General features: G+C 72.7%; 20 protein-coding genes. 8 read left to right on the top strand and 12 right to left on the bottom strand.

What is annotated here, in order from left to right:
• The first annotated feature begins 9 nt into the window (after positions 1–9).
• Both M8C13_RS14965 and M8C13_RS14960 read left to right on the top strand, forming a co-directional pair.
• Positions 10–1,500, top strand: coding sequence for a PucR family transcriptional regulator (locus tag M8C13_RS14965; protein WP_252481181.1), 1,491 nt, complete (start codon positions 10–12; stop codon positions 1,498–1,500).
• A 30-nt stretch (positions 1,501–1,530) separates the two neighbouring features.
• Positions 1,531–3,558, top strand: coding sequence for a thioredoxin domain-containing protein (locus M8C13_RS14960; protein WP_252481180.1), 2,028 nt, complete (start codon positions 1,531–1,533; stop codon positions 3,556–3,558).
• Here M8C13_RS14960 and M8C13_RS14955 read toward each other — a convergent pair.
• The 5 genes from M8C13_RS14955 to M8C13_RS14935 form a co-directional block, all read right to left on the bottom strand.
• The gene (locus M8C13_RS14955) at positions 3,511–4,608 is read right to left on the bottom strand and encodes a pentapeptide repeat-containing protein (protein ID WP_252481179.1); all 1,098 of its coding nucleotides are present in this window, start codon (positions 4,606–4,608) and stop codon (positions 3,511–3,513) included. The genes M8C13_RS14960 and M8C13_RS14955 overlap by 48 nt on opposite strands.
• The gene (locus tag M8C13_RS14950; RefSeq protein WP_252481178.1) at positions 4,605–5,318 is read right to left on the bottom strand and encodes an ESX secretion-associated protein EspG; all 714 of its coding nucleotides are present in this window, start codon (positions 5,316–5,318) and stop codon (positions 4,605–4,607) included. The genes M8C13_RS14955 and M8C13_RS14950 overlap by 4 nt, the downstream gene beginning before the upstream one ends.
• A 39-nt stretch (positions 5,319–5,357) precedes the next feature.
• Positions 5,358–6,137 carry a hypothetical protein gene (locus M8C13_RS14945; RefSeq protein WP_252481177.1) on the bottom strand — a complete coding sequence of 260 codons (780 nt, stop codon included), beginning with the start codon at positions 6,135–6,137 and terminating at the stop codon, positions 5,358–5,360.
• A 26-nt stretch (positions 6,138–6,163) separates the two neighbouring features.
• On the bottom strand, positions 6,164–6,505 hold the full coding sequence (locus M8C13_RS14940) for a hypothetical protein (RefSeq protein WP_252481176.1): 342 nt from the start codon (positions 6,503–6,505) through the stop codon (positions 6,164–6,166).
• 67 nt (positions 6,506–6,572) lie between these two features.
• Positions 6,573–7,190 (bottom strand): hypothetical protein, encoded by a 618-nt coding sequence (locus M8C13_RS14935; RefSeq protein ID WP_252481175.1) that lies wholly within the window; start codon positions 7,188–7,190, stop codon positions 6,573–6,575.
• Positions 7,191–7,307: 117 nt separating this feature from the next.
• On the opposite strand from M8C13_RS14935, the gene M8C13_RS14930 reads away from it, so the two are divergent.
• Positions 7,308–7,826 (top strand): hypothetical protein, encoded by a 519-nt coding sequence (locus tag M8C13_RS14930; RefSeq protein ID WP_252481174.1) that lies wholly within the window; start codon positions 7,308–7,310, stop codon positions 7,824–7,826.
• Between the two features lie 55 nt (positions 7,827–7,881).
• Here M8C13_RS14930 and M8C13_RS14925 read toward each other — a convergent pair whose 3' ends face one another.
• Both M8C13_RS14925 and M8C13_RS14920 read right to left on the bottom strand, forming a co-directional pair.
• A complete protein-coding gene (locus M8C13_RS14925) occupies positions 7,882–8,559 on the bottom strand; it encodes a hemolysin III family protein (RefSeq protein ID WP_252481173.1) in 678 nt (225 codons plus the stop codon).
• A gap of 62 nt (positions 8,560–8,621) precedes the next feature.
• On the bottom strand, positions 8,622–9,011 hold the full coding sequence (locus M8C13_RS14920) for a CoA-binding protein (RefSeq protein WP_252481172.1): 390 nt from the start codon (positions 9,009–9,011) through the stop codon (positions 8,622–8,624).
• 67 nt (positions 9,012–9,078) lie between these two features.
• Here M8C13_RS14920 and M8C13_RS14915 point away from each other — a divergent pair, with 67 nt between their 5' ends.
• The 5 genes from M8C13_RS14915 (at position 9,079) to M8C13_RS14895 (ending at position 14,568) form a co-directional block, all read left to right on the top strand.
• Positions 9,079–9,858: an isoprenyl transferase gene (locus M8C13_RS14915; RefSeq protein ID WP_283661592.1), complete on the top strand. Its 780-nt coding sequence runs from the start codon at positions 9,079–9,081 to the stop codon at positions 9,856–9,858.
• 29 nt (positions 9,859–9,887) lie between these two features.
• Positions 9,888–11,123: a DUF885 domain-containing protein gene (locus M8C13_RS14910; RefSeq protein WP_252481171.1), complete on the top strand. Its 1,236-nt coding sequence runs from the start codon at positions 9,888–9,890 to the stop codon at positions 11,121–11,123.
• Positions 11,124–11,633: 510 nt separating this feature from the next.
• Positions 11,634–12,533, top strand: coding sequence for a PfkB family carbohydrate kinase (locus M8C13_RS14905; RefSeq protein WP_252481170.1), 900 nt, complete (start codon positions 11,634–11,636; stop codon positions 12,531–12,533).
• 398 nt (positions 12,534–12,931) lie between these two features.
• A complete protein-coding gene (locus M8C13_RS14900; protein WP_252481169.1) occupies positions 12,932–14,215 on the top strand; it encodes a PhoH family protein in 1,284 nt (427 codons plus the stop codon).
• 170 nt (positions 14,216–14,385) lie between these two features.
• The gene (locus tag M8C13_RS14895) at positions 14,386–14,568 is read left to right on the top strand and encodes a hypothetical protein (RefSeq protein WP_252481168.1); all 183 of its coding nucleotides are present in this window, start codon (positions 14,386–14,388) and stop codon (positions 14,566–14,568) included.
• Between the two features lie 96 nt (positions 14,569–14,664).
• Here the strand turns inward: M8C13_RS14895 and M8C13_RS14890 are convergent, their stop codons facing one another.
• The 5 genes from M8C13_RS14890 to M8C13_RS14870 all read right to left on the bottom strand — a co-directional run bounded on the left by M8C13_RS14890 (position 14,665) and on the right by M8C13_RS14870 (position 20,420).
• Positions 14,665–16,104 carry a GuaB1 family IMP dehydrogenase-related protein gene (locus M8C13_RS14890; protein WP_252481167.1) on the bottom strand — a complete coding sequence of 480 codons (1,440 nt, stop codon included), beginning with the start codon at positions 16,102–16,104 and terminating at the stop codon, positions 14,665–14,667.
• 47 nt (positions 16,105–16,151) lie between these two features.
• Positions 16,152–16,991 (bottom strand): NAD(P)H-binding protein, encoded by an 840-nt coding sequence (locus tag M8C13_RS14885; protein WP_252481166.1) that lies wholly within the window; start codon positions 16,989–16,991, stop codon positions 16,152–16,154.
• A 138-nt stretch (positions 16,992–17,129) separates the two neighbouring features.
• Entirely contained in the window at positions 17,130–17,450 is a 321-nt protein-coding gene (locus M8C13_RS14880) for a DUF4288 domain-containing protein (RefSeq protein WP_252481165.1), read from the bottom strand.
• 55 nt (positions 17,451–17,505) lie between these two features.
• The gene (locus tag M8C13_RS14875) at positions 17,506–19,008 is read right to left on the bottom strand and encodes an ATP-dependent DNA ligase (protein WP_252481164.1); all 1,503 of its coding nucleotides are present in this window, start codon (positions 19,006–19,008) and stop codon (positions 17,506–17,508) included.
• Positions 18,990–20,420 carry a PLP-dependent aminotransferase family protein gene (locus M8C13_RS14870; RefSeq protein WP_252481163.1) on the bottom strand — a complete coding sequence of 477 codons (1,431 nt, stop codon included), beginning with the start codon at positions 20,418–20,420 and terminating at the stop codon, positions 18,990–18,992. The genes M8C13_RS14875 and M8C13_RS14870 overlap by 19 nt, the downstream gene beginning before the upstream one ends.
• Positions 20,421–20,455 lie beyond the last annotated feature (35 nt).

Below are 20,455 nucleotides of genomic sequence, written 5' to 3'. Positions count from 1 at the left end.
GAGGTACCGGTGCCGCTGACCGTGCGCGCGCTGCTGGAGCTGCCCGAGTTGGGCCTCCGGCTGCTGGCCGGCGCCCGGGAGCTGGACCGGCCGCTGCCCTGGGCGCACGTCAGTGAGCTGGCCGACCCGACGCCGTTCCTGGAGGGCGGCGAGCTGCTGCTGACCACCGGGCTGGCCCGGCCTGCCTGGCGGGCCTACCTGGACCGGCTGGCCGCCGCGGGCGCCGCCGGGCTGGCCTTCGGCACCGGGCTGAGCCACCAGCGGGTGCCCGCCGAGCTGGTGAAAGCCGCGCGGGCCAGGGACTTCCCGCTGCTGGAGGTGCCAAGGGACACCCCGTTCATCGCGGTCACCAAGGCGGTCAGCCGGGCGGTGGCGGCCGACTCCTACGCCGAGGCCACCCGGATGAGCGGGGCGCTGCAAGCCCTGGCCGGCGCGGTCACCGGGGTGGACGGGCTGGGCGCGGTGCTGCGGCGGCTGGCCCGCGAGCTGGACGCCTGGGTGGTGCTGCTGGACGTGGCCGGTGAACCGCTGCGGGCCGCCCCGGCCAGTGCCCGCGGCCGGGTCGCCGAGGCGGCCGGCCTGCTGGACCGGCTGCGCGCGTCCCGGCCACCGGCCGCGGTCACCGCGCACGCACCTGGCGAGCGGATCACCGCGCAGGCCCTCGGCGCGGGCCGCCGCACCAGGGCCTTCCTGCTGCTGGGCAGCGCCAGGGCGTGGACCCCGGCTGAGCACCACCTGCTCGGCGCGGCCGCCTCGCTGCTCGCGCTGGCCCTGGAGCAGACCGGCGGCCTGGACGCGGCCGCCCGGCGGTTGCGGGCCGGGCTGTTCACGCTGCTCGCGGCCGGGCAGCGGGACCTGGTCGCCGAGGTGGTCCGGCCGCTGTGGGGCGCGCTGCCCGCGCCGCCGCTGCGGGTGCTGGCGCTGACCGGCCCGGCCCCGGCCCGCGCGGCCGCGGTGGACCTGCTCGGCGCCCAGGGCGTGGCCGAGCCCTGCTTCTTCGCCGAGGTGGCCGACCGGGTGGTGGTGCTGGCCGCCGAGGGTGAGCTGCTGGCCTGGTGCCGCGCCCTGCCCGGCCGCCTGGCCGGGGTCCGGCTGGGCGTGTCCGGGCCGGTGACCGAGGTCGCCGAGGGACATCGGCAGGCGCTGGCCGCGGTGGACGCGGCCCGCCGCCAGGACCGGCCGGTGCTGGAATTCACCGACCTGGCAGGCTCCGGACTACTCGCGCTGGTGGACGGCCGCCGGGGCGCTGCCTTCGCCTCGGCCCTGCTCAGCCCGTTGGAGACGCACGATGCCACCGGCCGCGGGGATTTGCTGACCTCCCTGCGGGTATGGCTGAGCCACCATGGACAGTGGGACCCGGCCGCGCAACAGCTTGGTGTCCACCGGCACACCCTGCGCAACCGCATGCGTAAGGTGGCCGACCTGCTGGACAAGGACCTCGACTCGCCAGGCGTGCGCGCCGAGCTCTGGCTCGCCCTGCACCTGCACCAACCGCACTGACCTCGCCACCAACGCTCGGGAGACGCACCCATGCCGAACCGCCTGGCCGCGGCGACCAGCCCGTACCTGCTCCAGCACGCCGACAACCCGGTGGACTGGTGGCCGTGGTGCGAGGAGGCGTTCGCCGAGGCCCGCCGCCGGAACGTGCCGGTGCTGCTGTCGGTGGGCTACGCCGCCTGCCACTGGTGCCACGTGATGGCGCACGAGTCCTTCGAGAACCCGGCGGTCGCCGAGCTGATGAACGCCGGGTTCGTCAACGTCAAGGTCGACCGCGAGGAACGGCCGGACGTGGACGCGGTCTACATGGAGGCCACCCAGGCGATGACCGGCCACGGCGGCTGGCCGATGACCTGCTTCCTCACCCCCGAGGGCGAGCCGTTCCACTGCGGCACCTACTACCCGCCGCAGCCGCGTCCCGGCTACCCGTCCTTCCCGCAGCTGCTGGCCGCGGTGGTGGAGGCCTGGACCGAGCGCGGCGAGGAGGTGCGCGAGGCGGCCCGCTCGGTGGTGGCCCAGCTGACCGAGGCCGCGCGGCCGCTGCCACAGTCCACTGTGGACGATGAGGTGCTGGCGCACGCGGTGACCGCGCTGGCCCAGGAGTTCGACGAGGCGCACGCCGGGTTCGGTGGCGCGCCGAAGTTCCCGCCGTCGATGGTGCTGGAGTTCCTGCTCCGCCACCACGAGCGCACCGGCTCCACCGAGGCCCTCTCGCTGGCCGAGCGCACCTGCGAGGCGATGGCCCGCGGTGGCCTGTACGACCAGCTCGGCGGCGGCTTCGCCCGCTACAGCGTGGACGCCGCCTGGGTGGTGCCGCACTTCGAGAAGATGTTGTACGACAACGCGTTGCTGCTGCGCGTCTACACCCACCTGGCCCGCCGCACCGGCTCCGCGCAGGCCAGGCGGGTGGCGGTGGAGACCGCGGAGTTCCTGCTCACCGACCTGCACACGCTGCAGGGCGGCTTCGCCTCCTCGCTGGACGCCGACACCAACGGCGTGGAGGGCCTGACCTACGCCTGGACCCCGGCCCAGCTGACCGAGGTGCTCGGCGCCGAGGACGGGGCCTGGGCGGCGAAGCTGTTGCGGGTCACCGAAAGCGGCACCTTCGAGGACGGCATGTCCACCCTCCAGCTGCTCGCCGACCCGGACGACCCGGCCCGCTGGCAGCGGGTGCGCGCCGCGCTGCGGGAGTCCCGCGCCACCCGCCCGCAGCCCGGCCGCGACGACAAGGTGATCACCGCCTGGAACGCGCTGGCCATCGCCGCGCTGGCCGAGGGCGGCGCCTACTTCGACCGTCCACAGTGGATCGACGCGGCGGTGTTCGCGGCCGATCTGCTGCTGGGCACGCACCTGGTGGACGGCAGGCTGCGCCGCGGCTCCCGCGAGGGCGCGGTGGGCGAGGCGGCGGGTGTGCTGGAGGACTACGCCAACACCGCCGAGGCGTTCCTGGTGCTGCACCAGGTCACCGGCAAGCCCAGCTGGCTGGCGCACGCCACGGACCTGCTGGACACCGCACTGGCCCAGTTCGCCGACCCGGACCACCCCGGCGTCTTCTTCGACACCGCGGCGGATGCGGAAAAACTGGTCCGCCGCCCCAGCGACATCTCCGACAACGCCACCCCCAGCGGCGCCGCCGCCTTGGCCGGCGCCCTGCTCACCGCCTCCGTGCTGACCGGCTCGGACCGCGCGGGCACCTACCGCGTGGCCGCGGAAAGCGCGCTGAGCCGGGCCGGGGTGCTGGCCGCCCGCGCACCCCGGTTCGCGGGCTGGTGGCTGGCCGTGGCCGAGGCGGCCCAGCACGGCCCGGTGCAGGTCGCCGTGGTCAGCTCCGGCGCGGACAACCGCCGCTGGGAACTGCTGGCCGCCGCCCGCGCCGCCCTGCCGGCGGGCGCGGTGCTCATCGGCGGCGAGCCGGACGAGCCCGGCGTCCCGCTGCTCACCGGCCGCCCGCTGGTCAACGGCACCGCGGCCGGGTACGTCTGCCGCGGCTACGTGTGCGAGCGCCCGGTCACCTCAGTGGTGGAGCTGACCAGCGCCATCCGCCGCGCCGTCCAGCCCTGAGCCGCCCGGCCCCTCGTCCAGCCGCGGCGGCACCGCGAAGGTGGCGCCGCCGAAGTCCGGCGGGCTGGCGAACCGCGAGCCGGTCAGGCTGACCAGCCCGCCGAACCGGCAGCCGGCGAAGTCGGCCCGGTCGGCGAAGACGGCCATGCAGTGCACCGCCCCGCCGAAGGCCGCCTGCCCGAACTCGGCGGCCCGCTCGAACCTGGCCTGGGCGAGCTTCACCTTGTCCCGCACCACGATCGCGGCGAACCCGGCGGTCTGCCGGAACCGGGTGCGGTCCGCGGTCAGCTCGCCAAGGCCGGCCCGCTCGAAGTGCGCGGGCCCGTGGAAGACCGCGTCGCTGAGGACGAGCTTGCCCAGCACCCGCACCCCGCGCAGGGTGCACGGCCCCTCCAGCACCGCGCCGCTGAGGTCCAGACCGGCCAGGGTCACCTCGGTCAGCGCCAGCCCGTGCAGCGTGGTGTCGGACAGGTCCAGCAGCACCGGTCTGCCCTGGTGCGCCCGCAACACCCGGTCCAGCACCTTCTGCGCCTCCCGGCGCAGGTGCCGCGCCCCCGGCTCCTGCGCCGGGATCGCCTGCCGGAGGAAGACGCACACGATGTCGACGACCTGCTGCGCCATGGCCGGTCGTGCCGCGGCGATGCCGGCCAGCGCGTACAGCGCGCCCACCCGCACCTGCGCGGCCGCGTGACCCAGCAGCTCCACGGTGCCCACGAAACCCTCGTCGGCCACCCGCTGCAGGTCGCGCTCGTGCTTGAGCTGGTCCAGCTCGTGCCGCTGGAGCTCCAGCGCCTGCCGCTGCCGCTCGGTCTCGGCCTTCTCCCGCTCCAGCAGCCCGCGTTCCTCCTCCACCCGCCTGCGCCGGTCGGCCAGCCACGCGGTGTACCCGGCCAGCACCGCGCTGACCAGCGCCGTGCCCGCCAGCATCGCGCTCTGGCCGATCTCCTGACCACTGGCCAGCAGCCAGGCCACCGTGCCGGCCAGTGGCAGGAAGGCCACGCCGAGCACCGCCAGCGGCAACCGCTCCCCGCGCCAGCGCCGCCCGCTCATCGCCGGTCCAGCAGTTCCCCCGCGCTGCGCACCAGCAGCCTGGCATCGGCCCTGACCAGCGTGGTGTGCGTGCCGGTGGCGTAGACCAGGTGCCGGCCATGCCGCTGCCCGTCGTTGACCAGCAGCTGCCGTTCGACGCGCCGCGGCGTGCCCCAGCGCTCCCGCACCGTGCCGCCGATCTGCGCCCGGCGCACCACCGGATCGGCCACCAGCGGGGCCAGCACACCGCGGTCCGCCTTGGACAGCGGCCGCTCCCAGGGATCGGGGCCGCCCACGGTGGCCGCGCGCAGCTGCGCGGTGGGCACGGACAGCTGGCGCAGCGTGCCGCGCGGGTGCTCCGGCAGCTCGGCCACCAGCGCCGCGGCCAACCCGGTGTCCCGCACCGGCCGCAGGGTCAGCCCCTCGGGGGAGAGCACCGCCAGCCCGGCCTGCTCCGCCCCGCCCGCCGCGGCCAGCGCGCGCACCCAGCCACCCCGGCCGACCAGCCGCAGGTCCAGCGACCGGTTGTGCTCGGCCAGCAGCCGGATCAGCGCCAGCACGTCCTCGGCGATCCGCCGCTGGTCCCGGTATCCCTTGGCGGACAACTCGTCCATGCCCCGCCGCAGGCAGGCGTCCCGCTCGGGGTAGTCACCGGTCTCCGGCGCCAGGTCCAGCACCACCGGCTGCGGGCGGTCCCCGTGCACGGCCTGCCACAGCGTGCTGAAACCCAAGCGGGACAACGGTTCTCGGCACAAGTTCGACATCGCCGCCTACTCGCCGATCACCGGGGGCGCCACGGTCAGGTCGGAGCTGAACGGGTCGTCCGGATCCGCCGCGACGTGCCGCAGGTAGCCCTGCTCCGGTTCATCCCACCGCGGCGGCGGCGCGGGCGGCGGCGCCGGAACCGGCGCGGGCGCGGCGGGCCGCGCGCCCGTCGGCCCGAAGTTCGCCGGCAGTGGCAGCGGCTCGGTCTCCGCCTCGGCCGCGCGCACCCGCACCGCGGGCCTTCCCGCGGGCGGCTGCGGTGGGCCGGCCGGCCGGTTGGGCAGCCCGAACAGCACCGCCCGTTCGTACCCGCCCAGCACGTCCCGCGCCCGGTCGGTGACCTGCCGGAGCTGGGTCTCCGCGCCGTGCAGGTCCGGCGTGTGCAGCCAGGCCGCGCCGGTGGTGTCCAGGAACCCGGTGCTGTGCGCCGGCGGTGGCGGCAGCTGGGCAGGCACGCTGGCCCGCACCAGGTCGAACTCCCCGGCCACGGTGGCGAGCAGCTCCCTGGCCGCGGCGGCCTGCGCCTGCGCGTCCACCAGCAGCGCGCTGGCCGCGTGCGCGACCTCGGTGGCCACCACCGCGCCCCGGTCGGTGTTGTGCCGGGCGAACTCGGCGAAGCCGCGGTGGTAGTCGGTGCGCAGCTCGTCCAGCTCGGCCCAGATCCGCTGCCAGTGCTCGGCGGCCTGGTACAGCGGACCGGCGCCTGGGCCGGTGTGCACATCGGCGCAGACGCGCGCGATGGGCGCCTCAGCCCACCAGAAAAGCCCCTCGTTCCAGGTATTCACGATTCCCCCTGCCCCCTACGATCCGCTTATTTGTCGCCCGGTAAACCCGGAGCGTGCGAATTGTCACGCTCGACTGATCGGTAATCGGTTGCCATGTTCTCGGCGGCGCTGAGTTGCCTGCGCAGTTCGATGATCGCCTGGTCCATCTCGGCCAGGAAGGAACCGGGTCCCCGGTCCACCAGATCGCGGTACCTGGCCATGGCCAAGCCGCTGACCGGGTCTTTCGCCGGTGGGGTCAGCCTGGCCGCGTGCAGCCCCCTGCTGCGCAGCGATTCGAGCCGGTCGAGCAACCAGCGCAGGCGCGTGCTGAGCGCGGCCGCGCTTTCCGGGCTGATCCGCATGGTGGCCCCGGAATCGGGAGATGCCATCCGGTGTCCTTTCCCGACAGTCGAGAATGGAGAGACTACGTCACCGGACCGACGAGCAAAAGCTTTCTCAGCTGGCCAGCATTCCCTGGTGAATGCGCGCGAACTCGGCCGGGTCCACCGCGGCCGGATCGTCCAGCAGCGCCAGCACCGCGCCGCGCGGGGTCAGCCGCAGCCCGGCAGGCGGGTTGGGCAGCATGTCGGCGCGCTCGGCGTTGAAGTAGGTCCACCAGCCCAGCCAGTCCGGCCACTGACCCGGCGCGGGCACGCCGTCCGGCTGGGACTCGGTGAGCAGCCCGGACACCCGGTCCCAGGACAGCTCGTCCTCCACCCGCCCGAACACCGCCTCGAACCGCTCGGCCAGGTGCACCCACAGCTCGGTCAGCCCCCGGTGCAGCAGCCGGTAGCCGTCCGCCTCCGGCCGTGGCTCGCGCCAGGTGTGCGCGGCGTCCAGGGTCAGGCAGACCGAGTCCGGGGTGGTGCTCAGCAGCAGGTCGGTCTCCTCGGCTGACCACAGCGGCACGTCCCAGCGGCCGACGGCCAGCCCCTCCAGCAACTCCTTGCGGCTGATGGACAACCGCGGCCCCAGCCGCCAGCCCCAGGCCGCCAGCACGGTCAGCAGCTCCTCGGCCCGCGCGGCGGTCAGCGGCGTGGCGAAGTGCAGCTGCCAAGACCAGTCGGACCCCATGGCCCCATCTTCACCGTTCTCCACGGGCGAACGCGACCGCGAAACGAAGTACTCGCCGAACGGGTTGGCAGAGGTGTAAGCATGTAATCAGTGCAACGAGGACAAGAGGAGAAAGCCATGGGGCACCGACACAGCGGCAAGGAAGCGGCGGGCTGGTTCGCGGGCAGGCTGCCGGACGGCTGGTTCACCGGCCCGCCCGAGGTCATCGTGGACCGCGAGGAGATCACCATCCTGGGCGAGCTCCAGCCCCTGGACGGCGACTACCCGGACGAGGCCGAACGCGCCGCGGCCGAAGCGGGCCGGATCGCCCGCTGGCGCGAGCAGACCCGCGCGGAACGCATCGACATCGCCCGCCAGGCCGAGCACCGCTACGGCCGCAAGGTCGCCTGGGCGGCCCGCCTCGGCGGCACCGAGGAACGCTTCACCCGGCTCTCCGTCCCGGTGATGACCCGCCTCCGCCAGCCCGAACGCCTGGTGCTGGACACCCTGGTGGACGCGGGCGTGGCCCGGTCCCGCTCGGAGGCGCTGGCCTGGGCGGTGCGACTGGTGGGCAAGCACGCCGACGAGTGGCTGGGCGAGCTGCGCGAGGCGATGACCAAGGTCGACGAGCTGCGGGCCAAGGGGCCGGGGCTCTGAGGAAGGGGATGCCGGGGTGCGGGCAGGCGGCGGGCGCCCGCACCCCGGCAAGTCTCTACGGGAAGAGCACCAGCCAGACCGCGATGTAGTGGCAGAGCGCGGCCAGCGCGGTGGCCGCGTGGAAGAACTCGTGGAAGCCGAAGACCTTCGGCCACGGGTTGGGCCGGCGGATGCCGTACATGATGCCGCCGACGGTGTAGAACAGGCCGCCGACCAGCAGCAGCACCAGTGCCGTGATCCCGCCGCGGGCACCCAGCTCGGGCAGCACGAAGATGGCCACCCAGCCCAGCGCGATGTAGATCGGCACGCCCAGCCAGCGCGGGGCCTCCGGCCAGGCCAGCTTCAGCGTCACCCCGGCCAGTGCGCCGCCCCAGACCACGGCCAGGATCACGCTGCCCAGGCCCGGTTCCATGGCCAGCAGGCAGAACGGGGTGTAGGTGCCCGCGATGAACAGGAAGATCATCGAGTGGTCCAGGCGGCGCATCCAGCGCAGCGCGCCCTCGGTCACCCAGGTGCGCCGGTGGTACAGCGCGCTGATGCCGAACAGGCCGAGGATGGTCACGGTGTAGATCGAGGTGGCCAGGGCCGCCCGCGCGGAGACCGAGCTGGCGGCCACCGCGATCAGCGTGCTGCCCGCGACCAGCGAGACGAAGAAGGACCACAGGTGGATCCAGCCGCGCAGCCGCGGCTTGACGATCTGGTCCGGAGGTGTGGGAAGGGTCGCGGATGACACCTGTCAAGGTTACGGCACCGTAGGTTACGCACTGGTTATGTTGTGGTCAGCTGCACATCACTTCAGCTGGTGAGGTTCCGGTGGTCGACCAGAATGCACCGGTCCGCCACCACGTCCAGCCCGGCCGCGGCCGCCTTCTGGCAGGACTCCTCCTCGACAATGCCGAGCTGGAGCCACAGCGCGCCCGCGCCGACCTCGATGGCCTGCTCGGCCACCGGCGGGACCGACTCGGCGCGGCGGAAGACGTCCACGATGTCGATGTGCTCCGGCACCGAGGCCAGGTCCGGGTAGACCGGCATGCCGCGGAACTCGCGCAGGGCCGGGTTCACCGGGAACACCCGGAAACCCTGCTGGTGCAGGTACTGCGCGATCTGATGGCTCGGCCGGTCCGGCCGGGCGCTGACGCCGACCACGGCCACGGTGCGGGCGGTGCGCACGAGCCGTGCGATCACCTCGGGGTCCTGCCACTGGGGGTGCACACGAACAGTGTGCCTGGGTATCGGCGTACGCTGCGCGGACGTGGGTGTACGTCAGCGAGTACGCGATCTGCTCGAAATCGGTTACGAGTGGCGGCTGCGCCGTGGCCTGATCGGGGTGGAGCATCCCCGCCACGTCGGCGTGATCCTGGACGGAAACCGCAGATGGGCCAAGGAAGCTGGGCTCGTCGACGTCAACGACGGGCACCGGATCGGCGCGCAGAAGATCGAGCAGATGCTCGGCTGGTGCCGTGAGGTCGGCGTCGAGGTGGTCACCCTGTGGCTGCTCTCCACCGACAACCTGGACCGGCCGCCGGAGGAGCTGAACCCGCTGCTGGACATCATCGCCGGCGTGGTGGACGAGCTCACCGAGCCCGGCACCGGCCTGCGGGTGCGCATCGTGGGCGCGCTGGACCTGCTGCCCACCGAGACCGCGGCGCGGCTGTCCGCGGCGGCGCTGCGCACCAGGGACCGCGACGGCATGGAGGTCAACGTCGCGGTCGGCTACGGCGGACGCAGGGAGATCGCCGACGCGGTGCGCAAGCTGCTGCTCCAGCACGCCGAGGCCGGCACCACCATCGAGGAGCTGGCCGAGGTCCTCGACGTCGACCACATCGCCGAGCACCTCTACACCTCCGGCCAGCCCGACCCCGACCTGCTCATCCGCACCTCCGGCGAACAGCGCCTCTCCGGCTTCCTGCTCTGGCAGTCCGCGCACTCGGAGTTCTGGTTCTGCGAGGCCTACTGGCCGGAGTTCCGCCGCATCGACTTCCTGCGCGCGCTGCGCGCCTACGCCGCCCGGCACCGGCGTTTCGGCTCGTAGTCCCGGACCGCTCGCGTAGGGTCCGCGCGGTGGAGGGACATCAGCTCGTACGCGAGTACCTGTTGCTCGGCCTGCGGTTCGACCGCCTGGTCGACGGTTTCGTCGACGCCTACACCGGCGATCCCGCGCTGCGGCGGCAGGTGCTCGCCGAAGCCCGCCCCGACCCGGCGGCACTGGCCGCCAGGGCCAGGGAACTGCGCGCGGAACTGGCCGGGATCAACCTGGAACCGGAACGCGTCGCCTTCCTGGACGCGCACCTGGTCGCGCTGGAGTGCTCCGGCCGCAAGCTCGCCGGGGAAGCGGTCTCTTTCGTCGAGGAGGTCGAGGCCTACTTCCAGGTCCGGATCACCCCAGGCGAACAGGACGACTACCGCGCCGCGCACGCCGAGCTGTCGGACCTGCTGCCCGGCGAGGGCTCGCTGGAAACCCGCCTGAGCACCTTCCGCGCCCGCGACCTGGTCCCCCCGGAGAAGCTGGAACCCGTGGTGCACGCCCTTTCCAGCGCGCTGCGCGACGAGGTCCGCACCACCTTCGGCCTGCCGGAGCAGGAGGTCGTCGACTACGAGATCGTCACGGACAAACCGTGGAGCGGCTTCAACTACTACCTCGGCGACTACCACTCCAAGGTCGCCATCAACGCCGACCTCGGCCACCGCATGGCCAACCTCCCGCACCTGGTCGCGCACGAGTCCTATCCCGGCCACCACACCGAGCACTGCCGCAAGGAAGCCGGCCTGGTCGGCACCCTCGGCCAGACCGAACAGACGATCTTCCTGGTCAACACCCCGCAATGCCTGATGGCCGAAGGCCTCGCCGACCTGGGCCTGCACGCCGTCATCGGCTCCGGCTGGGGCACCTGGACCCAGGAGATCGTCGCCGACCTGGGCCTGCGCATGGAAGGCGAACAACAGGAACGCCTCGAAGGCGCCCTCGGCAAACTCGCCACCGTCCGCCAGGACGCCGCCCTCATGCTGCACGACCGGGGCGCCGACGTGGACGAGGTCGCCATGTTCCTGCGCCGCTGGCTGCTGTGCACGGACGCGCGTGCCCGGCAGATGATCCGGTTCCTGTCGGATCCGCTGTGGCGGGCCTATACGACGACGTATGTGGAGGGGTACCGGCTGTTGCGGACGTGGTTGAACGCGCGGCCGTCGGGGGAGACGGTGGCGGAGCGGTATCGGCGGTTGCTGGATGAGCCGTTGATTCCGGCTGGGGTGCGGGCGGAGATCGCGGCGGACATTCCGGCGGTGCCGAGGGTCGGGTGAGCGGTCCGGTTCGGTTCGCTGGCCGGGGCTCAATGTGACCGGTCGTCTTAGAGGTGGTTGGGGGAACAGGGGGATGGGCGGGCGGGAGCGAGTCCCGGGTGAAGCCGCGCGTGGGCAATTTAAGACGACCGGTCACATTCGCGGCCTGTCTAAGACGACCGGTCACATTCGTGAGCTGCACGAGGCGACCGGTCGCATTCGCTGGCTACGTGAGATGACCGGTCACTTTCGGGGCTGTCTGAGGCGACCGGTCACATTCCCGAGCTGCGTGAGACGACCGGTCACATTCCTGGGCTGCGTGAGATGACCGGTCGCATTCGCTGGCTACGTGAGATGACCGGTCACATTCGCTGCCGCTTGAAGACGACCGGTCATATTGCGGCCTAGCTCAAGATGACCGGTCACATTGCCAGCCGGGTGGGTCGCAACGGCAGGTCGCGCCGTGCCGATCACCGGCGAGGCAAGCGAGACTGCCGATGACAGCCCCACCAACCAGAAAGCACGGGTGAGATGACCGGTCACATTCCAGGGCGGGTGCTGTGTGTTGGGCTGGCCACCCTCGACGTCCTGCACCGCGTCCCCGGCTTCCCCGCCCCCAACCACAAGGTCACCGCCACCCGCCAAGACGTCGCCGCTGGTGGCCCCGCGTGTAACGCCGCGGTTACCGCTGCCGCCACCGGATCCGCCGTCACTCTCCTGACCGCACTCGGAGATCACCCGTTGGCACGTCTCATCCACCAGGAACTGGCCGGTTTCGGTATAACCGTGCGTGACTGCACGCCCGACCGGCAGCTGCCGCCCGCGGTCTCCGCGATCACCGTGCACGAGCGGACCGGGGACCGGAACATCGTGTCCACCGACGCGGGCGGGGTGTCCGCGAGGCCGCCGGCGGACCTGTCCGCTCTGCTCGCCGCGGCCGACGTTGTGCTCATCGACGGCCACCATCCGGACCTGGCCAGGGCCGCCGTCCGGGCCAGTGCGCCGGTGGTCTTCGACGCCGGGCGGTACCGGCCGCACCATGACGAGCTGCTTGCCGCCGCCGATGTAGTGATCTGCTCCGGGGACTACCGACTCCCTGGTCAGGAGGGTCGGGCGGAGACGCTGGCGGCGTTGCGGGAGATCGTGCGGACCGGGGCGATGACCGCGGGCGGCGAGCCGGTCGTCTACTGGGACCGGGAGCTGGGGACCGGTGAAGTGGCCGTGTCGCGGGTGCCGGTGCGGGACACGCTCGGGGCCGGGGACGCCTTGCACGGGGCGTTCGCGAGCTCGGTGGCGGCGCGGGGGTGGGTGACCGCGGAACTGGCGGAGCACCTGGCTTGGGCGGTGGGGGTGGCTTCGGTGCGGGTGCGGTACCCGGGGCCGCGGGACTGGCTGCGGTATGCACCCAGCGTGACCGAAAAGCGACAATAGGGACATTTCGCCTGGTGACCGTGGCGCTATGTGTGCAGTACGTAGCGTTGCGGTGACAATTAACCAAATCACCTGTGTGGCTTCATGCCGATTGTCGGTGGCCGCAGGTAGCTTGCCAGTGACGGGTCGACCCGATCGACTCGTCCAGGGAGGCCCTGGTCGTGACGTCTACGCGCACGCGGGGGCCGGCACCCGGCCCTTGTGGCCGTGTGTTCCGACGCTGAAGCCATCAGCGTCGACGAACACCGACCCGCAGGGTAGTGCCTGGCCCACCGAGCACCGAACGCGGGTGCCGCGTTCGTGAGGGAGTTGCCGTGAGCGCACGACGGTCCCCAGCACAGTCCTCGACCCGTTCCTCCCGCAGCGGTGCCCGCCGTGCGACAGCCTCGAAGGGCTGTATGTACGTGCTGGACACCTCGGTGCTGCTGTCCGACCCCTGGGCGATCACCCGGTTCGCGGAGCACCAGGTGGTGCTGCCGCTCGTGGTGATCAGTGAGCTCGAGGGGAAGCGACACCACCCGGAGCTGGGCTGGTTCGCTCGCGAGGCACTGCGCTTGCTCGACGACCTCCGCGTACTGCACGGAAGGTTGGACTCGCCGGTCCCGATCGGCGAGGAGGGCGGCACCCTCCACGTGGAACTGAACCACTCGGATCCGGATGTCCTGCCTTCCGGCTTCCGCACCGACTCCAACGACGCCCGGATCCTCGCCTGCGCGTTGAACCTGGCCGCGGAGAACAACCGGGTCACCCTGGTCACCAAGGACATGCCGCTGCGGGTCAAGGCCAGTGCGGTGGGGCTGGCCGCTGACGAGTACCGGGCCCAGGACGTCACGCCGTCCGGCTGGACCGGCACGGCTGACCTGGAGGTCGGCTCGCACGTGGTGGACACGCTGTACAAGGAGAGCGTGGTCGACCTGGACGAGGCGCGGGACCTGCCCTGCCACACCGGGTTGCGGCTGCTCGCCGGGACCGCGAGCGCGCTGGGCCGGGTCACCCCGGACAAGCGGGTGCGGCTGGTCCGTGGCGACCGCGAGGCCTTCGGGCTGCACGGCCGCTCGGCCGAGCAGCGGATCGCACTCGACCTGCTGCTGGACCCCGAGGTCGGCATCGTCTCCCTCGGCGGGCGGGCCGGCACCGGCAAGTCCGCGCTGGCGCTCTGCGCCGGTCTGGAGGCGGTGATGGAACGGCGGCTGCACCGCAAGGTGGTGGTGTTCCGGCCGGTCTACGCCGTCGGCGGCCAGGAGCTGGGCTACCTGCCGGGCAGCGAGAACGAGAAGATGATGCCCTGGGCCCAGGCGGTGTTCGACACGCTGGGCGCGATGGTCAGCAAGGACATCATCGACGAGGTGCTCGACCGCGGCATGCTGGAGGTGCTGCCGCTGACCCACATCAGGGGCCGGTCGCTGCACGACTCCTTCGTGATCGTGGACGAGGCGCAGTCGCTGGAGCGCAACGTGCTGCTGACCGTGCTGTCCCGGCTGGGCACCGGCTCCAGGGTGGTGCTCACCCACGACGTGGCGCAGCGGGACAACCTGCGGGTCGGCAGGCACGACGGCATCGCGGCGGTGATCGAGAAGCTGAAGGGGCATCCGCTGTTCGCGCACGTCACCCTCACCCGCTCGGAGCGCTCGCCGATCGCGGCACTGGTCACCGAGATGCTGGAGGGCGACTACATGAGCTGAGGCGAGGGCGGGCGGCCCGGGCTCGTGCCGCCCGCCCCGCGCTCATCGGCCGATCGGCAGGCCGGAGGTGGCCGATCGGCCAGGTGGACAGTGGCCGTACTGCCGATCCGCGGGTAGGTGGCACCGGGCGATAGTGGTTCGGAGAACACAGCGAGCCCGAGGAGACCACGATGATCGAGATGGTGCTGACCTGGACCGGAGCCGTGCTGAGCGTGCTCGTCCTGGTCCTCATGGTGCTGCCGGTCATGGTGGACGGCACGGGCAAGGCGGCGAAGCGTGCCAAGCCGGCTCGGGGGCCGGAGCACGCCGGGGTGCACCCCGCGGTTCGCGCCGCGGGACCGATCGCCGCCTGACGCGGGGAGACAACCAGCCGGACCGCTCGGGGCGGTCCGTTGCCCACGGACCCCATGCCTCCTTCGGGGGGAGGCATGGGGTTCGTTTTGTCTTCGCTACCACCCGGCCGGCAGGGGGCGGCCCTCAGCGAAGCCGGCCGCGGACTGCACGCCCAGCAGCGCGCGCTGGTGGAACTGCTCCACCGTGGTCGCGCCCGCGTAGGTGCAGGAGGACCGGACGCCGGAGCAGATCGCGTCCAGCAGGTCCTCCACGCCGGGGCGCAGCGGGTCCAGGCGCATCCGGGAACTGGAGATCCCCTCCTCGAACAGGCCCTTGCGGGCCCGGTCGAAGGCCGAGTCGGTGCGGGTGCGGGCGCTGACCGCGCGCTTGGAGGCCATGCCGAAGGACTCCTTGTACAGCCTGCCCTGCTCGTCCTGGTGCAGGTCACCCGGCGACTCGTAGGTGCCGGCGAACCAGGACCCGATCATCACCGAGCTGGCGCCCGCGGCCAGTGCCAGCGCGACGTCGCGGGGGTGCCGGACGCCGCCGTCGGCCCAGATGTGCTTGCCGTACTTGCTGGCCTCCACGGCGCACTCGGCGACCGCGGAGAACTGCGGGCGGCCCACGCCGGTCATCATCCGGGTGGTGCACATCGCGCCGGGGCCGACCCCGACCTTGACGATGTCCGCGCCGGCCTCGATCAGGTCCCTGGTCCCCTCGGCGGTGACCACGTTGCCCGCGGCCACCGGCACGGCGGGGGACAGCGCGCGGACCGCCTTGAGCGCGGTGAGCATCTTCTCCTGGTGCCCGTGCGCGGTGTCCACCACCAGCGTGTCCACCCCGGCGGCCAGCAGCGCCTCGGCCTTGGCCGCCACGTCGCCGTTGACGCCCATGGCCGCGGCCACCCGCAGCCTGCCCTGCTCGTCCAGCGCCGGGCGGTAGATGTCCGCGCGCAGCGCGCCGACCTCGGTCAGCACCCCGGCCAGGCGGCCCTCGCCGTCCACCGCCAGCGCCAGCGTGGCCGGGCGGCCGTGCAGCCGCTCGAACACCTCGCGCGGCTGCGCGGTCAGCGGCAGCACCAGCATGTCCTCGTCGAGCACGTCGGCGACCCGCGCGAAGCGGTCCACCCCGGTGCAGGCGGCCTCGTTCACCACGCCCAGCGGGGTGCCCTCGGCGTCGACCACGACCACCGCGCCGTGTGCCCGCTTGTGCAGCAGGTTCAGCGCGTCGGCCACGGCCGCGCCGGCGTCCACCACCAGCGGCGTGTCCCACACCGGGTGCCTGCCCTTGACCCAGGAGACGATCTCGGCGACCGCCTCGGGGGCCACGTCCTGCGGCAGCACGGTGATGCCGCCGCGCCGGGCGATGGTCTCGGCCATCCGGCGGCCGGCCACCGCGGTCATGTTGGCCACCACGATCGGGATGGTGGCGCCGGTCCCGTCCACAGTGGACAGGTCGACGTCGAACCTGGACACGACGCCGGAGCGCCGCGGAACCAGGAAGACGTCGTCATAGGTCAGGTCGTATCCGGGGGTGACCCCGTCCAGGAAGCGCACGACAGCCCAGGATACGGACTCGCGCGCTTCCCGGACTGGGGTTCACATCACTGGAACCAGTCCGCGTGGTCCTGGACCCACTGCCGGTAGGACAGCGCGGGGCGGCCCAGCACCCGCTCGACGGTGTCGGTCACCTCGTCCGGCCGCCTGCTGGCCTCGGCCCGGTAGCCCTCGATCATGGTGATCACGTCGTCCGGATAGCCCAGCGTCCGGCAGAACGCCACCGCCTCCGCCGGGGTCTGCTCGCGGAACTTCAGCTCCCGCCCGAGCACCTCGCCGATGATCCGCACCAGTTCGACCCTGGTGTGCGTTTCCGGTCCGGTCAGGCTGTACCTGGCATAAACATGACCGTCCTCCAGCAATGCCGCGATGCCCACTTCAGCGATATCCCGTTCGTGGATGGGCGCCATCGCAGCCTGCGGATAGGCGCCGTAGGCGAGGCCTTCCAGTTTGATGCTCTCCGCCCATTCCGCGGTGTTCCCGGCGAACATTCCCGGCCGCAGATGGGTCCATTCCAGCCCGGTGTCCTCCACCGCCTGCTCGACCCGCAGGTGCTCGTCCCCGGCCTCCTTGTTGGTGCGCAGCCGCTGCACCGTCGAGGAGGAGGACAGCGTCACGATCCGCCGGACCCCGGCCTCCTTGACCTTGCCCAGGAAATATTCCAAGCGCGCGAAGTGCGGAAACAGGTACAGCTTGGCCACGCCCTCCAGTGCGGGCAGGAAGGTGTCCGGGTCGTTGATGTCGGCCTGCCGGACGTCGGCCGCCCCCGGCAGGTTCGCCTGCCCGGGGTCCCTGGTGGTGGCGCGCACCTGCTCACCCCTGGCCAGCAGGCCGTCCACCACATGCCTGCCGACCGAGCCGGTCGCGCCGGTCACCAGAATCGTCATAAGTCCCTCCAGTGCGTTTGATTTCCCTCGGCGGCGACCCTAGCCAGGAAAATCGCCTACACGCACATAGGACTTTGCTAAAGGAAATATGGCGAAACTATTTGACGGATCGCGATTTTTGCTGTCTGCGGCCGGCGCTCAGAGCGGTTCGCCGTCCAGTAGCGGCTCGAACCGGCGATAGGCGGCGTAGTCGCGGAAATGGCGGGTGTAGACCTCGGCGCCGTCGCCGAGCGCCTGGTCCGGCACCTCGGCCACGTCCACCACCTGGGCCAGCCGCCAGCGCACCAGCTCGCCCTCGCCGTTGCGGTACTCGGTCTCGCCGTCCCGGCCGTGCCGCTGCGCGCGGGCCCGCGCCGACTCCAGCGAGTCGGCCTCGAGCAGCACGATGTTCTCCTGGTACAGCGGGTCCTTGCCCTCGGCGTGCGAGCACAAGACGATCACCGCGCAGAACCGTGTCATGTCCGCGACAGTAGGCGGTCCAGGCTCGGCTTTCCGGCTCCGGCGCAGGTCAGCATCAGGGCAGCAATGCGCGGACCGCGTCGATGGTGTCCGCGTCCGCCGCTTCCTTGTCCGGCCGGTAGCGCAGCACGCGGGCGAAGCGCAGCGCCACGCCACCCGGATAGCGCGGGCTGACCTGCACCCCGTCCAGCTCGATCTCCACCACCAGTTCCGGCCGCACGTACACCGTGTAGTCGTCGGTGCTGGTGGCCAGTTTCCGGAGCTCGGCGGTCTGCCAGGCCAGCAGCTCGTCGGTGAGGCCCTTGAAGGTCTTGCCCACCATCACCGGCGGGCCGCCGTCCGGGTCGCGGGCGCCCAGGTGCAGGTTGGACAGTGAGCCGGTTCTTCTGCCGTGGCCCCATTCCGCGGCCAGCACCACCAGGTCCAGGGTGTGCACCGGTTTGACCTTCTGCCAGGACTTGCCCCGGCGGCCCGCGGCGTAGGGCGAGTCGAGGGACTTGACCATCACGCCCTCGTGGCCGGCGGCCAACGCGTTGTCCAGCAAGGTGGCCGCCGCCGATGGGTCCATTGTGGACGGTATGCGGCGGTCACCGACGAGAGTGTCCAAAGTAGACAGACGGTCGCGCAGGGGTGCGTCAAGGTAGTCCACGCCGTCCAGGTGCAGCAGGTCGAAGAAGTACGGGTGCAGCAGGAGTTCCCTGGCCGAGGTGGCGCCGAAGCGGCTCATCGTCTCCTGGAACGGGCGCGGGCGACCGTCGTCGGTGAGCGCCAGGGTCTCGCCGTCGAGCACCACCGAGGTGCAGGGCAGGCCGAGCACCACCTCGATCAGCTCCGGCACCGAGGCGGTGATCTCGCGCAGGGTGCGGGTGAACACGCGCACCGCCTCGCCGTCGCGGTGCACCTGGATGCGGGCGCCGTCCAGCTTGTACTCCACGCTGACCTCGCCCAGCTCGGCCAGCGCGCTGTCCAGGGACTCCGCGGGGGAGGCCAGCATCGGCCGGATGGGACGGCCGACCTCCAGCCGGAACTCCGCCAGCGCCGCCTCGCCGCCGGCGCGGGCCGACTCGGCCACCGCGGACAGCTCGCCGCTGAGCATGTGCGCCCGGCGCACCGCGGCCGCCGGGACCTCGAAGGCGGCGGCCACCGCGTCGGCCATCACGCCGTCCAGCGCGCCCTGGCGCAGCTCGCCGGTGAGCAGGCGGATCATGAAGTCCTGCTCTGGCTTCGTGGCCTGGCTGAACAGCGCGGTGAGCAGGTCCTTGCGCCGCTGCGCCGAACCGGAGCCCGCGGTGGTGGCCAGCGCGGACAGGGTGTCGTCCACCGCGTGCAGGGTGAGGCCGGGTTCGGTGGCGGGCGCGGTGTCCAGCGCGGTCAGCGAGCGCCAGCCCACGCCGGTGCGGCCCTGCGGCGGCACGCCGATCAGGTAGGCGGTGGCCAGCCGGACGTCGCGGACGTCGGTGGCGCCGCGCAGCAGTGCGGCCAGGGTCTCGATCTTCGCCTTGCGCGCGCGGGTGCCCGCGACCGTGGCGGAGGTGTGCACTAGCTCGGCGAGGCGCATCCCTCCATCTTCACCAGGTCACCGACATTCCGCGCGATGTGCGCGACGGCCGCGCGCAGCCGGTCGGCCGACAGCGCGGCGTAGCCGAGCACCAGGCCGGGGTAGGGCGCGGGCACTGGCGGGTGCGCGTAGCCGGAGAGCGCGGGCGCGTTGATGCCGGCCGCGGCCAGCCGGGCGGACAGCGCGGCGTCGTCGATGCCCTCGGGCAGCCGGACCACCAGGTGCAGGCCGGCCGCGATGCCCACCGGGTGCCACTCCGGCAGGTGCTCGGCCAGCGCGGCCAGCAGCGCGTCCCGGCGGCGGCGGTAGAGCAGCCGGGTGCGGCGCAGGTGCCGGTCGTAGCCGCCCTCGCGCAGGAACCGGGCCAGCGCGGCCTGCGGCAGCGGCCCGCAGCCCAGGTCGTGCAGGCGTTTCCGGTCGGCCACCGCGGCGCGCAGGTCGGCGGGCAGCACCAGCCAGCCCAGGCGCAGCGCGGGGGCGAGGATCTTGCTGACGCTGCCGATGTAGGCCACCCGGCTCGGGTCCAGCGACTGGGTCGCGCACACCGTGGGCCGGTCGTAGCGGTGCTCGGCGTCGTAGTCGTCCTCGATGACCACCGCGTCCCGCTCGCGCGCCCAGGCCAGCAGCGCGCGCCGCCGCTGCGGGGCCAGCGCGGTGCCCAGCGGGAACTGGTGCGCGGCGGTGACCAGCACCGCCCTGGTCCGCGTGCGGGCCAGCGCGTCCACCCGGATCCCGTCGCAGTCCACCGGCACCGGGACCGGCCGGAGCCCTTGCGCGGCAAGGAGTTCAGCTTGGCCGTGGTGGCTGGGGTTCTCCACCGCGATCTCGGTCAAGCCGCGGTCGCGCAGCACCTGGGCGAGCAGCGCGAGGGCCTCGGCGGCCCCGTGCGTGACGGTGATCCCGGCCGGGTCGGTGACCACCGAGCGGACCCGGCCCAGGTACCCGGCCAGCTCGGCGCGCAGCTCGGGCAGGCCGCTGGGCTCGGGGTAGCCCAGCGCGGAGTCGGGCATCTCGTTGAGCGCGGCCCTGGTCGCGGCCAGCCAGGCGGCGCGCGGGAAGGCGCCCAGCGCGGGCAGTCCCGGCCGCAGGTCGAACCGCCACTGCGGCGCGGCGGTCGGCGCGGGCGCCGGGGACTCGGCCGGGCCGACCGCCTCGGCGACCCGGGTGCCGGAGCCGTGCCTGGCCACCAGGTAGCCCTCGGCGACCAGCTGTTCGTAGCTCGCGGTGACCGTGCCCCTGGACAGCCCGAGCTGGGCGGCCAGGTCCCGGCTGGAGGGCAGCCGGACGCCCGGCCGCAGCCGCCCGTCCCGCACCATCTCCCGGATCGCCTGTTCCAGGGCCTTGCCGCGGGCGCCCGGCCCGGACACGGCGGGGAGCAGCAGCTCCCGCAAAGTGGTCCAATCCTTCGCCATCGAAGTGGAGCTTATGGCCAGACCACTTCCGGAGC

The organism is Crossiella sp. SN42 (assembly GCF_023897065.1).
Taxonomy (GTDB): Bacteria; Actinomycetota; Actinomycetes; order Mycobacteriales; family Pseudonocardiaceae; genus Crossiella.
The sequence above is the reverse complement of the archived record's forward strand: the minus strand, read 5'-3'. Positions and strand labels throughout refer to the sequence as shown.